Origin of the sequence: Sutcliffiella halmapala, from assembly GCF_050107295.1 — a bacterium.
GTDB lineage: Bacteria > Bacillota > Bacilli > Bacillales > Bacillaceae_I > Sutcliffiella_A > Sutcliffiella_A halmapala_A.
The window spans coordinates 207,014-220,953 of sequence record NZ_JBNIKR010000003.1; the positions used below are offsets into that span (position 1 = coordinate 207,014).

Here is a 13,940-nt window from a genome sequence, read left to right on the forward strand (position 1 = left end):
GATAGTCGGCCAGAATTTGAAAATTAGCTCTAGGATTTTTAAGTTTACTTGGTTGGGACTAACAAAATAAGCCACTTTTAAAATGGCTAATTTTGTTTAATTTATTTACAAAGGAGTAGGTAGAGATTAGGCTCTACTTCTCCTTTGTAAAAACTATTTAGTTTTTTTATTCCTAAGTACCTATTTTCGTTTTATTTTTCAATAACAGTAAACCCATTTCATTAATGATTGGTGTTAATGCAATAATTATCAATTCAACAATCAAATGAATTAAATTTTCTATCCTCCAACACACTCCTAAAAAAAACCGCAGAAGTATGAGCCTCTAAATAATTTACTATATATACATATTTTCAGTGAAATTGTGCTTGGAGAAACGTGACGGTTCTCTGCTTCCTTTTTTTCTGTTAGTACTTGTACGTGTTCACGCCTTAAAAATCAGATTCACCGAAATTCCCAATATCCTGGCTGCTTGCCTTTGAGAAATCCCTTCTATCCTCTTTATCTTTCGAAGCAATGGTAGTCTTTTATATCGGGAGAGGCTTTTCACTTGGGGGATTTGTATGTCTCCGAGGACTAGTTTGATGGCTGCTCTTGCATCGTGGTCGTTCAGTCTCCTTTTTATTTCTTCTGCTTCCTCGAGGCATTGATCGTTATTTTTTCTTTCATTAAACTCTTTGAATCTGTCTCTTGCGATCAGCAGATCATCGGAGAAAAGCTGTAGTAGATAGTCTACATAGAGCATTTTTATATTCAGTGATTCTTGGCCATAATATCCGCGGCAGCTGCTCCATTTCCATTCAGCCGGGCTCTGTACCATTCCTGCCTTGGTCGGGTTTTGGTGGATATAGCGGGTGACTGTGAGGAGATAGGAATCTGCTTCCACCCTTTCACTTCTAAAGCGGTCCTGAAAGAGGTGGCCGACGGTATAGTATTTTCGGTTATAGTAGAGGGCAAAACTTATACCAAGGCGCTTCATTGTGATGGATATGTCCTCTATCCCCTCTTTAATCAAGAGATGGACATGGTTACTCATCAGGCACCAGCAGTATATCGTCATCTTGGTTTTGATGTGGTATTTTTCCAGTGTATCGAGGAATCTGATGCGGTCTTCGTCATCATGGAAGATATCTTGTCCGTTCGCTCCCCGCCAAATGATATGGTAGATGTTGCTGACGCTTTTTTCGCGGGCTTTTCTCGGCATCTCATCCCTCGCCTTTTAGCCCTGTGTGATGTGATTCACCTATCATGGAAGGGACCTTTTCTATCCCCGCAGGTAATTTCAACCTTCTGAGCACCATTGCTTCTTTTAAAGCTTCATCTGTTATGCTTTTCTCCCCATTTATATCGGAAATGGTTCTGGCCAGCCGGATTATTTTCATTTGGACTCGGTTGCTCAGTCCGAGCTTTATGGAAATGGCCTGCAAAGTTTCAATTTGAATGGGGGAAATGGAGCCGGATTTTGTGAGTTCCTCAAAAGAAGCACTCCCATTGCATCGCTCTTTCCCATAACGTTCATATTGACGTTCCCTCGCTTTTTCCACTCTTTCCCTCACATTATTGGAATCTTCCATCCCAGAGAGGGTAGATGTTTTCAAATTTACGGGTCTAAGTGATAGAAGGATATCGATTCGATCAAGGATCGGGCCTGATATGCGTGTTTTATATGCCTTGATTTGCTTCTCAGAACAGGTACAGTAATGTCGTTCAGATCCCAAATAGCCACAGGGGCATGGGTTCATTGCTGCAAGGAAGATGAACTTTGCGGGGTAGGTCACGGTGGAATGGACCCTGCTGATGGTCACCTTTTCGTTTTCCAGTGGCTGACGGAGCATGTCCAGGGTTTTCTTGGAGAACTCTCCTAATTCGTCGAGAAAAAGTACCCCGTTATGGGCTAAAGATACTTCACCAGGCTTCGGATTGGTCCCGCCGCCTATAATGGATGTTGCGGATGCAGAGTGGTGAGGATGACGAAATGGTGGGGCTTGAAGGGAAGGATAGGTCGCCTGTGCCAATTGGTAAAGGCTCAATTTTTCCAATTGCGCCTCCTGCGATAACGGCGGCAAAATGGATGGGAATGTTTCAGCCAGCAAGCTTTTACCGCATCCGGGAGGGCCATCCATCAATACATAATGCTCTCCTGATGAAGGGAAGTGTCGGCTGTCCGCTCAGATGATCAATGACGTCCTGAAGGGTTTCTACGTAGACGAGTTCTACATCGGGGATATCAAGATGGGGGATGGTGGGGTCGTAAGGGAAAACCAGCTTACGTATCCTCAATTTCCTTGCAGCAAGGACTGCGGCGATCATGCCTTCCACTGGATTAATTGTCCCATCGAGGGAAAGTGCACCGATAAAAGCCGTATCCCTGGAAATGCTTTCTTTGATGAACCCTCCACTTTTTAATATCCCAAGTGCAATGGCCAAAAGCGGGCCATTCTTTTTTTGTTCAGAGGGAGATAGGTTTATGACTATCCTCTTTTCTACTAGAGGGAATCCCATGGTATGCAGGGCTGCCGAAACCCGCTCCTTGGACTCCTTTACAGAAGCGTCTGGCAAACCGACGATCACGATCGATTCCATTCCTTCCTTTACCTGGACTTCGACTCTGATGCGATATCCTTCCAATCCTTTTAATCCGATACTGGTAACATTAGTGGACATAAAAAGGCCTCCTTTGTTATGACTATATTATTTTAAAGCTTATCAATGGGTTGGTTGTGTAAAAGTTTTATAGGGGTGGTTAACTTGATTCTTAGATTTGGACCTGGGGTTAGTTGAAGAGAATATACATCGGAATGGGAGTGTAATCTATCATAGTCTGAATGTAAAATAATTCATAATATTCCGCTAGTTAAGTGCTTTTAATTTTTCTTATATGTGTTTTATTGCTTAATATATTTGGCGGAGTAACGTCCATACGCTTCCTATGAAAATATTAGGAAGGACAAATTCATTATTTCAGCAGAGATCAGACCCAGCATGAAAAATAAATATTGCGTTTTTCCCTTAAAATTCCATTAAAAGGTCACCTGTCTGTTCAGCCTCGAATTTTGCAACTTGATAATTGTTGTAAAAGGGGAGAAACAGATGAAAGAGGACGATCAATATAAAAAATACATAGGGTTGCACCTGCGATTAAGGAGACAGGAGCTTGGTTTGTTCCAGGATGAGGTTGCGGAACGGGCAGGCATAGATGAAACCACAATTGGTAAAATTGAACGAGGCGAGCGCACCCCATTGGCCCTACCCTTTTCAAAATCAGTACTGCTTTGAATATCAGCCTAGATCGTCTGAAAGCAGACGTAGAAAAATCAATATAATCCGAGGATGATTAAAGGTACCACACAACAAAAAACACGCTTCAAGAATACCCAGCAACCAATAACTCAACCTAGCCCAGCTAAAAATTCCAAAGGAGTGTTCCGGTTCATGTCCATCTACCATACCATTTTATGTCCTGTTTGCAGGGTACAATTCATCGAAGAAGACCTTGTATTCATAGACAGCATTTACTCTATCTTTCATATTGACTGTCGAAAGAAATACATCACCCCGATTCTCGGATCTGGCACTTTTAAGGAGATGTGTGATAAGTATCCTTACTATTATAAGGATGAAGTGAAGTTGCATTAGGTCAGAATAAAAAGCAGGCTTTAAGGGGGTTACCTAGCACTTAAAGCCTGCTTTCTAAGCTGTGGGAGTGGAATCGTTCCCTTGACTTCCCTGGAATACATTCACTCAATCGTCCGCATCCAGTGGCTCTTACAAATGCATTTCTTATGTGGACTTATCTATGGCAGAGGTGGAACAATTTGATGGCAGCAGTGGACCAAAAACATGGCATCGATGGTACCGCCGGATGGATGTTGTCATCTCAACCTCCCGACACCCATTATCGACTATCTTAGGGCAATTGCAACATTAAAAACTATACGGAATTAAATTCTGAATATTTTGAATCAGGAAGCAGAGAACCGTCCCCTCGCTTCCCTATCGTAAATTTCTATACGAGTATGCCTGACCTGAGGGTCAGGCACCTTTTCTATGTCTACTTAGACTTCATCTTTATTATTGTGGAAGCAGAGAACCGTCCCAACGCTTCCAGGATTGATAAGTAGCTCCTCCCTATGGTCATATTAACCTTATTAGTATATAATTTTTATTATTTCAAAAAATTACTAGTAGAAAGAAGTTGAGATAGTTGTCACGCAGCAGCACAAGAAGGAAGAAACCGATGAAAAAGTGGAAGAAGATAACGCTTAGTATTTTGACTGTTTTACTGTTATTGGTTGGAGGGGTGGCGGGATACTTCCTGTACACGGTAAATAAGGCATTAACTACGATGCACGAACCAATAGATCGCGAGTTTTCCGATAAACGGGACGGGATAGTTGAGTTTAGTAAAAAGGTGCCCTTTTCTGTTCTCTTGATTGGTATTGATAAAGAAAGTGGGAATATCGAGAAGGGCCGTTCTGATACCATGATTGTGTTAACGGTCAATCCAAATACAGAGACGATGAAAATGGTAAGTATCCCCCGGGATACAAGAACAGAAATCATCGGCCGGGGTACACTGGATAAGATAAACCATGCGCATGCATTCGGTGGCATGGAGATGAGCATTCCTACCGTTGAGAACTTTCTGGATATCCCTATTGACTACTATGTAAAAATTAATATGGAAGGGTTCAAGGATATCGTTGACTCTGTCGGAGGGGTGGAAGTAAACAACAAGTTCGCTTTCACACAGAACGGCAAGACATTCAATGAGGGAAACATACATTTAGATGGCGATTCCGCCCTTTCTTTCGTCAGAATGCGTAAGCAGGATCCCCGTGGAGACTTCGGGCGGGCAGATCGTCAGAAGCAGGTAGTACAAGCCGTCATCAATAAAGGTGCCTCCTTCTCCGGCTTCACTAAACTGGACAACCTTCTTGGGGCCATCGGTGAAAATGTGAAAACCGACCTGGATTCAGGTGAAATGCTGGACATTCAAAAGAACTATGCAGAAGCCCGACACGACATGGAGGTACTTCAGATCACCGGCTCAGGAGCTACTATAGAAGGAATTTATTACTTTCAGGTACCTGAAGAAGAACGCTTACGTGTTTCGACTGTATTGAAAGAGCATTTGAGCCTGGATTAAAGATTGTTCCCATTACAAAAAGCACGTGAAAAAAGTAGATTTTATCATTAATTTAATTTATCTATTGGACACATACATTGTAATCCCCTAGGTATTTGGGGCATCGAAAAACGCAAGGAACCTTATGTTTTTTGCGTTTTTTATTTGTAGCGACAAATTTCATTATTTATTTTCCACCATCTTACACAAACTACATACCAGCTATCGGACTGAAAGTCATCCCAAAAAGTAGCTTTCTTCAACTGAAAATGTAACAAAATACTTATTTTCTTTAACAGTCTGATGAATTGCTGCTTCCCAAGAGATAACCAGTCTAGGGCTTTCATAATCGCATCGTGGGTTAATGATTTCTTTTCACTTCCATTTTATTCCTCACTTTTATGTAATTAATCTTTATTATTAATATACCTTAATGTTTAGCTAAAAGGATAACCTTTTCCATATTATTGAGGATGAAACAAAGCTGCAGCTGGATTAGGTTAGTGATAGAGCAGATGGAAACAGTAGACTTTTGAGCGGGGTATATATACCGCTTAAAAGTTTGCTGTTTTAGATTTGGAAGCAACCGGAACCGTCCCAAATGCTTCAAATTGTTCCACCTCTGCCATAGCCTTTATCACCCTATGACAAAAAGTGTACCAAAGGATGACATACTGTTTACCACTACAATCCTTCTGATCAGTCTTTAGTAAAAAATCAAGATTAACTCTTGTATTGCTTAGTAGACTTATACTGCACAATAAGTAACTCCTATTTCAAGGGACTTCGTAAGGATTTCACTTAAGCTCATGGTCAATTATTTATAAAGAAAAAGTTACTATTCTTTACTTCATAGTTGCAAAAAAAGATGCAGAACTAAGGTATTTCTTAATTATTTATGGAGGTTTTTTACAAACTTTGTCGAATTATGTTTTAGTTAAGTATATTTATTTTAGGATTACCTAACATCAATTATTTGAAAAATACAAAGTAAATTCTCGTATGAAGGTATTTGTAGTAAATATGTAGGATTTATAAAAGAATGGTGTAGTAAAACTTTTAGGAGTAATTTTAATGAAAAAAACTGTAATTGATTTATTTGAGGAAGCATGCAATTTGAAGGAAATCGCAAGGACTGATAAAAGTAATACTGAAACATATGTTGAAGCAGCTAATACATTTAATAAAGCAGCTGGAGTTTTATCAAAAGAAGTAGAATCGGAAGAAGACATTAAAAACAAATTAATTAAAATGGCCTTCAGTTCTTATTATTTTTATGAGGAAACATCTTGTCTTTCAGCATTAAAATATCAGAATCAAGATATCAATTCCACACGGCGCTATATACAGAAGGGCCAAGAGTGGTTAAATACTGCGACCTGTTCAACTAATAAACTAATAGATAATTGTGAACTAAATGAATCAGAACTTATTAAATTTAATAGTCATAAGGCACTATGGAAATACCTTCTAAAAAATGATTCTTTATTTGAATATGCAGCTATTGCTAAAGAAGCATGGAAAAATAATAATTTTTTAGACTCTCTAGATTATTATAGATTAGTAGCAGACAAATCAAAAGAATTGATATCAACTGTAGAAAAATTGGTGAAAGATAATCATATTGACCCTAAGTATCTTCGCATTGCCTCTGGAAATTACATTGGAATGATGACAAATGTGAGCTCGTGTTTGGCACAAATCAATTATCAGAAAGCGATAAAAACAACTGACCAAGAACAAGTTAATAAGCTCTGTAAAATTCTACTTTCTTATCTTTTAGATGCATATAGATTAGCAAATAATGCATATGAAACAAACCCAGAGTAGCGGCAGTATTTGGATGGAAGTATAGCTATGGAGAATAATATTAAGGTATTTTTAAGAGAGAATCTTAAAAACTGGAGAAATATTTATGACGAAAATCACTCAGATAGGGAGCTTTTAAACTTTATGAAACAAGTAAATAGAAAAGCTATCAACAAAATTGAAATTGAAAACAAGTTAATTGACTTTCCAATTGTTAAATATTGATCAGTTGGGAGTTTCTACTTACTTCTTTTTCTAACTATTGTAGGAAGTGTATATTTTTTAGTAACAAATATTGCTTCTTTCTGGAAATTCATTATTTCGATTGCAGCGATTGAAACATTATTTCTTATTATAGGAGTTTTTATTCTTAGATCTACAGGGCTTTTATCTGAAGTGAATTTATTTAAGGTGATTAAGTTAGCTTTAGAAAATCAATTTAGAATTATTAAATTAAAGACCAGGGATGACGAAAAGGGTCAATAATTAAAGATTTAAAATTATTATGACCACATAGTTAGCAATTAAATTTAATAGAAAAAGGATATTCAATAATCGGGTGCCATTTCCGTAATAGGAAATGCGCCTTTTTTGTATAGGGGTTTATTTGAAGAATAACAATAACATTAACTGCGCAGTTCAACCATACTATCCAATAGAAAATTCTTTCCTCACCCAAGTGGGATTGCGGAAGATTAGATGCCTAATTCCACTGAAAATAAGGGATTAGTTTTTTTCACTCCCACAACCTTAACTTTTTACTTAACTGGTAAAATGAAATCAAAATGCATTAAGTTAGTAGAATATAAAACAGCAGGCTTCAAATGGATGAAAAACTATTTGAAGTCTGCTGTTTTTACTTTGGAAGCAGTGAGAACCGTCCCCGATGCTACAAAAATTTATAACTAGTTTTTATTTTTCCCCCAAACAACTCTATTTACATAATCAGTATAAGATAATATTATTCTTAACACTTTATCAGAAACATTAGGCATACTATAATCTCGAACAAGTTTTAATGTATTTATATCCTGAGTTTCTAATACCTCAAGGCCTTGTAATATTCTTTCTTTTTCTAATCCAACCATCATTACTGATGCCTCTTCCATTGCTTCTGGCCTTTCATGTGCTTGCCTGATATTAAGGGCTCTAAACCCTAGGATAGAGGATTCCTCACTAATTGTCCCGCTATCACTTAGAACAGCCTTTGATTTAATTTGTAGCTTAATATAATCATTAAACCCTAAAGGTTTCATAGTTTTCACTAAAGGATTAAATTCTACCCCTTTACCTTCAATCATTTTTCTCGTTCTAGGATGTGTACTAACAATTATAGGAATTTTATATTTTTCTGCAATTGAGTTTAAACTATCAACTAAATCTAGAAAGTTAGTTGCTGAATTAATATTTTCTTCTCTATGAGCCGATACTACAAAATATCTCCCTTCTTCAAGCTCCAATTGCTCTAGTACTTGAGATTTTTCAATGTCTTCTTTTCTAGAATTAAGGACCTCAAACATAGGGCTACCTGTTTTAATAATTCTATCTGAAGGAAAACCTTCTCTAAGAAGATATTCTCTTGCTATTTCACTATAGGTTAAATTAATATCTGCTACATGATCAACAATTTTTCTATTAGTTTCTTCTGGTACTCTTTGATCAAAACACCTATTACCTGCTTCCATGTGAAAGATTGGAATATGTCTTCTCTTTGCAGCAATTGCACACAAACAACTATTTGTATCTCCAAGCACCAACAAGCCGTCAGGTTTCACTTCCTCCATAATAGGATCAATTTTAACTAATATATTACCAATAGTTTCTACTGCTGTACCAGTAGCTGCATTAAGAAAATAATCAGGCTTCTTAAGGTTAAAGTCTTTAAAAAACACTTCATTCAATTCATAGTCATAGTTTTGTCCAGTATGAACAAGTATATGTTCTATAGCATTTGATTCTTCTAATTTATTTATAACAGCCGACAGTCTTATAATTTCAGGCCTTGTGCCAACAACTGTCATGACTTTCAATTTTTTCATTACTATACCTCCACAAAGTAGGTGTCTGGTTTTTCAGGATCAAAGCACTCATTCGCCCACATTACTGTAACGAGATCATTTTCTCCCACGTTTACAATAGAGTGTGTATATCCAGTTGGAATATCTAAAACCTGCATCTTTTCTCCACTTACTCTATACTCAATAATTTCATCAGAATTTATCTTTCTAAAGCGGATTAAACCTTCTCCACTAACAACTAAAAATTTCTCATTTTTAGTATGATGCCAATGGTTTCCTTTTGTAATCCCAGGTCTTGATACATTAACAGACACCTGTCCTCTTTCAGGTGTTCTGATAAATTCTGTAAAAGAGCCTCTATGATCGGTATTCATTTTAAGATTATATGAGAACTGATTTTCAGGCAAAAAGCTTAAATAAGTACTATAAAGCTTCTTTGTTAATGCATTTTTCATATCAGAAATATTCAGATTTATTCTACTATCTCTGAAACTTTGTATAATGTCAGCCAATTCTCCAAGTTTAATATTATGGGTTACAGGAACAACACAGAAGTCATTTTGCATAGTAGGATTTCCTTCTAGGGCTCTTATAAACTCATCTAATACATCATCTATATAACAAAGATTAAGCTCTGCATCCGAATTGTTTATCTGTATATCTTTGTCTCTAGCTATGTTATGACAAAATGTAGCTACTACTGTATTATAGTTAGGTTTACTCCACTTACCAAATAAGTTTGGTAATCGATATACATAAACTTTCGCATCAGTTTCATAGTAATAATTAAATAGCAAATCCTCTCCAGCTTTTTTACTTCTTCCATACGGATTATCTTTCGCTGCTTGAATAGAAGAAGTTAGAAGAACGGGAGCTTTATTTCCATGCTTTTTTAATAATTCTAGTAGTTGAGATGTTAAACCCAAATTACCTTCCATAAATTCCTTTTCGTCTTTTGGTCTATTTACCCCAGCTAAATGAAATACAAAATCACATTTTTTTGTATATTTTTCAAGTAATGAAGGATCACTTTCTCTATTAAACTCAAATATATTGTTATAACCCATATTTTTCAGTTCAGCGACAAGATTTTTACCTACAAAACCTTTAGATCCAGTAATAAGGATATTCATCAATCAATCTCCCCCCTTTTAGTTCATTACATGAAGCTTTTTATTCCAGTTCTCTAATTCACTTTTTACAAAATCTAATTCAAGTAATTTTTCCTTAATTTGTTCAATATTAAGGATCTGTGTATTATCCGAATTATATTCTCCTACAGTAGTCAACTTTTGGTCTCCCTCTGCAAAATACTTATCATAGTTTAGGTCTCTTTGATCAGCCGGAACTCTGTAGAAACCAGGTAAATCTTCTGCTTTTACATATTCCTCTTTTGTAAGAAGTGTTTCATAACGTTTTTCTCCGTGACGGGTTCCAATAATTTTTATTTCATTATCAACTTTAAAGAGTTCCTTTATTGCCTGTGCAAGGTCGCCGATTGTACTTGCAGGTGATTTTTGAACCATAATATCTCCTGCCTCCGCATTTCGAAACGCAAATACTACAAGTTCCACTGCTTCTTCTAAACTCATAAGAAACCTTGTCATATTAGGATCCGTAATAGTTAAAGGTTGTCCACTTTTAATTTGCTCAATAAATAATGGAATAACTGAACCACGTGAGGCCATGACATTTCCATATCTTGTGCCACAAATTAATGTCCTTTCTGAATCAACAGTTTTTGATTTAGCTACAAATACTTTTTCCATCATTGCTTTTGAAATACCCATTGCATTTATTGGATAAGCTGCTTTATCCGTTGAAAGACAGATTACCTTTTTAACACCATAATCAATGGCAGCTGTTAATACGTTGTCTGTACCCATGACATTAGTTTTTACAGCTTCTAAGGGAAAAAACTCGCAAGATGGAACCTGCTTTAAAGCAGCGGCATGGAAAATGTAGTCCACACCATGCATTGCATTTTTAACACTAGCTAAATCTCTTACGTCACCTATATAGAATTTGAGTTTTTCATTTTTATACTGCTTTCTCATATCGTCTTGTTTCTTTTCATCTCTAGAGAAAATGCGAATTTCTTTTACATCTGTATCTAAAAACCTCTTCATAACTGCATTCCCAAAGGAACCAGTCCCTCCAGTTATTAATAAAGTTTTGTTCTTAAACATAACAATCTTCCTTCCTCTATATACTTTATATTAATTAGTTTTAATTATGTTATGACCAGCTTCTTAAATTACCGCCTCTACCACTTTTTGCTGGTTTTTATTAATTAACTTAAATATAATAATTGATTGAATGATAACAAATGGCAACATTACAACAATATTTATTATTACAACATTTAACCAACTATCGTTATAAAGTGAGACCAAATAAATTAATGGGATTTTTAAAACTGCTGCAATGGTATAACAAATTAACTGAGGTTTTAGATTTCCAACCCCATTTGCAATACTTGTTATAGCAAGAATATACATCATCACACCACTGTGGATAGCAAATACCATTCCGAAACTGTAACTAACTGTAATCGAATTTGATCCTAACCATAAATTAACCACTACTTGTAAAAATACAGTTAAAATTAAACAAGCAAATATCCCAACTATTAATACCAAATTTAAATATTTATACACTTTCTTAAGCCAGGTAAAGTTGTTCTCGGCATACGCCTTTGATACAGCAGACCATATTGGATTAGTAATCAATGAAAATAAGGTAACAAACAAGTAAAAGAGCTTATAATAAATTAAATATTCTACTACATTTTCAGGCCCATAAAATTGAGTAATTAAGATTGGGTTAGTCGAAGTTATTACCATGAACATTATCTGAATCCAAAAAAATACGCCACCCAATTTCATAATGTTATATGCATAGTTTTTCACAAAAGACTTATATGAAGGAATTGATTTTCTAAGCTTAGTGATAAATAAAACAACCGTAGTGGCCAATAGCGGAATATTAACAGCTAAAATATTTACTATAGAAAGAATGATTATATTGTTACTCATATCACTACCTTTGTATATCATCATAAATGTTAATATAGACAAAGTTGTGATAAGAGTTAGAATACTGGGTAAAACAGTTTTTTGTAGGGCATATAAAATTGAAACAATAATACGTAAAAAAAACTGCAACATAATCCCTATAAATAAAAATCTTACCGCCAAAATAAGTGTGCTATTTGTTAATATATCAGGTGAAATCTTCATTATATTATTCCAATTTAGTAACCCTATACATATATATCCGACTATAGTTAAACCACCTGATATAATACCTAATATAATGTAAGCTGAAGAAATATATTTCTTTACTTTTTCATCATCTTTCTCAACCAATGGTTTAACTAACTTATTCCGCAATCCATTACCTATACCTAAATCAAAACTTAAAATCCAGTTTAACATTGAGATAAGTGTAAACCATATTCCTAATACTGCTTGGTCAGTAAAATATGACATATAAGCAGGCATAGTAAACAAACTAACAATCATTGCTAAACCTTTAATTAAAAAAGAACCTGTGATGTTTCTTATTAATTCTTTACTATTTGTACCAGCTTTAGAGATTTTACTCTTGATGTTACTTAATATTTTTTTCACCTCCCAATGTACCACTCAACACCAAATATAAATGGGAAATATCGGCATTAAATCACATTCTCCTCATACATAATGGTAGACATACTATTGTTTGTATTTAGATAGTTTATTTCCGTACCCAATTGAAGCCTCTTTTAGAAAATAAAATAAAATGCAATTTGTTACTAAAATGCTATAATGCGGCTCTTTATTTAATATAATTAAGAAGATAGTAAGAATAATAAACCTTGAAAGTGAGTTTAACCTTTTTAAATTTAAAATACTATAAACCCAAAAAATCGTATAAAAAATACCACTAAAACCCAATGCTGCAAGAAAAAATGTTGATGTTGACGTTTGGGAAAACACACCATACATAGCGCCTAAATCAGTAAATAATCTTGTAGCACTTCCTAGCCCTACTCCAAATAATGGATTAGAAAAAAAGATATTTAAATTTACTAACGGAGCACTAAAACGAGTAGACTCAAACCCACCTTCATAAATGAGTTTATTGAATAGTTCAGGGCTAAATTGTGATAAAAATAGGACAACATCCCTGTAAAATATTAATAATAGAGTCCCCAATAAAAGAATAAACAGATAAATAATTATTAACGAACTATTCTTCTTGTTTTTTGATATCAAAAGGATTATTACCAACAAAAAAAGTACAAAGCCTGCTGTAGACTGAGCAGTTGCAAGGCCTATGAAAAAGATCACCATATTCAACTTGCTTATTTTTTCTTTCTTAAAACATATCTCAAAAACCATTGCTATAATTAAAAAAGATGCAAACAGTCCAGGTTCCCAAAACAGAGCTTGATTTCTTGCGGCTAAACCATATTGCGGATAAAAATATAGTATAGCATCAAAGTACATTCTTCCGTTTATATTTTCAATAAGGTTGAAATCAAACACTATTCCTAGATACTCAATTAGAAAAAACATTATTAATGAAATTACCGTTATCCATTTCATTAATAATAAAAAACTAACTACAAATCTATCGAAATCTAAAATTACTACTAGAGAAAAAACAAATACCAAACTTAACAAGTAATGTAAATACAAGTTCATTGACGCTATTTCCATATTAACAATAAATGAAAATACATAGGTTCCAAAAAAGGTATAAAATCCAATCACAAACCAATTATTTGGTCTAAGTAACAAACCAGACTTTAACATTAATATTGCTAACGGAGCTGTTGCTATTATCAGTAAATAAACCCCTATACTTGAAGAAGTTGTCATTATTAGATACCCGCTATTATAAATAATTGTTAAACTTAAGCAGAACCATATTACCCAATGAATAAGGGTCATATTTCTTTCTTTTTTTAACACTCCCATAAATATTCTCTCCTA

The 13,940-nt window shown here is 35.1% G+C and carries 12 protein-coding genes and 1 pseudogene; 6 read left to right on the forward strand and 7 right to left on the reverse strand.

Going from position 1 to position 13,940, the window contains the following annotated elements:
• Positions 1-424: 424 nt before the first annotated feature.
• Positions 425-1,204 carry a transposase gene (locus ACQCT5_RS06870; RefSeq protein ID WP_499640322.1) on the reverse strand — a complete coding sequence of 260 codons (780 nt, stop codon included), beginning with the start codon at positions 1,202-1,204 and terminating at the stop codon, positions 425-427.
• 1 nt (position 1,205) lies between these two features.
• Positions 1,206-2,664: pseudogene (locus ACQCT5_RS06875) on the reverse strand (YifB family Mg chelatase-like AAA ATPase).
• Positions 2,665-3,090: 426 nt separating this feature from the next.
• Between ACQCT5_RS06875 and ACQCT5_RS06880 the strand changes: the two are divergent.
• From ACQCT5_RS06880 to ACQCT5_RS06905, 6 genes are all read left to right on the forward strand, one after another.
• Positions 3,091-3,276: a helix-turn-helix domain-containing protein gene (locus tag ACQCT5_RS06880; protein WP_499640324.1), complete on the forward strand. Its 186-nt coding sequence runs from the start codon at positions 3,091-3,093 to the stop codon at positions 3,274-3,276.
• Positions 3,277-3,432: 156 nt separating this feature from the next.
• The gene (locus tag ACQCT5_RS06885) at positions 3,433-3,636 is read left to right on the forward strand and encodes a hypothetical protein (protein ID WP_499640326.1); all 204 of its coding nucleotides are present in this window, start codon (positions 3,433-3,435) and stop codon (positions 3,634-3,636) included.
• A gap of 160 nt (positions 3,637-3,796) precedes the next feature.
• Positions 3,797-3,928 (forward strand): hypothetical protein, encoded by a 132-nt coding sequence (locus ACQCT5_RS06890; RefSeq protein ID WP_499640328.1) that lies wholly within the window; start codon positions 3,797-3,799, stop codon positions 3,926-3,928.
• Between the two features lie 309 nt (positions 3,929-4,237).
• A complete protein-coding gene (locus ACQCT5_RS06895; protein WP_499640330.1) occupies positions 4,238-5,149 on the forward strand; it encodes an LCP family glycopolymer transferase in 912 nt (303 codons plus the stop codon).
• Positions 5,150-6,202: 1,053 nt separating this feature from the next.
• On the forward strand, positions 6,203-6,958 hold the full coding sequence (locus ACQCT5_RS06900) for a hypothetical protein (RefSeq protein WP_499640332.1): 756 nt from the start codon (positions 6,203-6,205) through the stop codon (positions 6,956-6,958).
• A gap of 27 nt (positions 6,959-6,985) precedes the next feature.
• Positions 6,986-7,162, forward strand: coding sequence for a hypothetical protein (locus ACQCT5_RS06905; protein ID WP_499640334.1), 177 nt, complete (start codon positions 6,986-6,988; stop codon positions 7,160-7,162).
• 680 nt (positions 7,163-7,842) lie between these two features.
• Here ACQCT5_RS06905 and wecB read toward each other — a convergent pair.
• The 5 genes from wecB to ACQCT5_RS06930 form a co-directional block, all read right to left on the reverse strand.
• Complete coding sequence (gene wecB / locus ACQCT5_RS06910) at positions 7,843-8,976, reverse strand: non-hydrolyzing UDP-N-acetylglucosamine 2-epimerase (RefSeq protein ID WP_499640336.1); 1,134 nt, start codon at positions 8,974-8,976, stop codon at positions 7,843-7,845.
• Positions 8,977-8,978: 2 nt separating this feature from the next.
• Positions 8,979-10,088, reverse strand: coding sequence for a capsular polysaccharide biosynthesis protein CapF (locus ACQCT5_RS06915; RefSeq protein WP_499640567.1), 1,110 nt, complete (start codon positions 10,086-10,088; stop codon positions 8,979-8,981).
• An 18-nt stretch (positions 10,089-10,106) separates the two neighbouring features.
• Positions 10,107-11,144 (reverse strand): polysaccharide biosynthesis protein, encoded by a 1,038-nt coding sequence (locus tag ACQCT5_RS06920; protein ID WP_499640338.1) that lies wholly within the window; start codon positions 11,142-11,144, stop codon positions 10,107-10,109.
• 63 nt (positions 11,145-11,207) lie between these two features.
• Entirely contained in the window at positions 11,208-12,590 is a 1,383-nt protein-coding gene (locus tag ACQCT5_RS06925; RefSeq protein WP_499640340.1) for an MATE family efflux transporter, read from the reverse strand.
• Between the two features lie 84 nt (positions 12,591-12,674).
• The gene (locus ACQCT5_RS06930) at positions 12,675-13,925 is read right to left on the reverse strand and encodes a hypothetical protein (RefSeq protein WP_499640342.1); all 1,251 of its coding nucleotides are present in this window, start codon (positions 13,923-13,925) and stop codon (positions 12,675-12,677) included.
• Between the last annotated feature and the right edge of the window lie 15 nt (positions 13,926-13,940).

Coding starts and splice junctions, on each gene's coding strand:
- ACQCT5_RS06870 (WP_499640322.1), bottom strand. CDS start 1,204: ATGCCGAGAAAAGCCCGCGAAAAAAGCGTCAGCAACATCTACCATATC.
- ACQCT5_RS06880 (WP_499640324.1), top strand. CDS start 3,091: ATGAAAGAGGACGATCAATATAAAAAATACATAGGGTTGCACCTGCGA.
- ACQCT5_RS06885 (WP_499640326.1), top strand. CDS start 3,433: ATGTCCATCTACCATACCATTTTATGTCCTGTTTGCAGGGTACAATTC.
- ACQCT5_RS06890 (WP_499640328.1), top strand. CDS start 3,797: ATGGCAGAGGTGGAACAATTTGATGGCAGCAGTGGACCAAAAACATGG.
- ACQCT5_RS06895 (WP_499640330.1), top strand. CDS start 4,238: ATGAAAAAGTGGAAGAAGATAACGCTTAGTATTTTGACTGTTTTACTG.
- ACQCT5_RS06900 (WP_499640332.1), top strand. CDS start 6,203: ATGAAAAAAACTGTAATTGATTTATTTGAGGAAGCATGCAATTTGAAG.
- ACQCT5_RS06905 (WP_499640334.1), top strand. CDS start 6,986: ATGGAGAATAATATTAAGGTATTTTTAAGAGAGAATCTTAAAAACTGG.
- wecB (WP_499640336.1), bottom strand. CDS start 8,976: ATGAAAAAATTGAAAGTCATGACAGTTGTTGGCACAAGGCCTGAAATT.
- ACQCT5_RS06915 (WP_499640567.1), bottom strand. CDS start 10,088: ATGAATATCCTTATTACTGGATCTAAAGGTTTTGTAGGTAAAAATCTT.
- ACQCT5_RS06920 (WP_499640338.1), bottom strand. CDS start 11,144: ATGTTTAAGAACAAAACTTTATTAATAACTGGAGGGACTGGTTCCTTT.
- ACQCT5_RS06930 (WP_499640342.1), bottom strand. CDS start 13,925: ATGGGAGTGTTAAAAAAAGAAAGAAATATGACCCTTATTCATTGGGTA.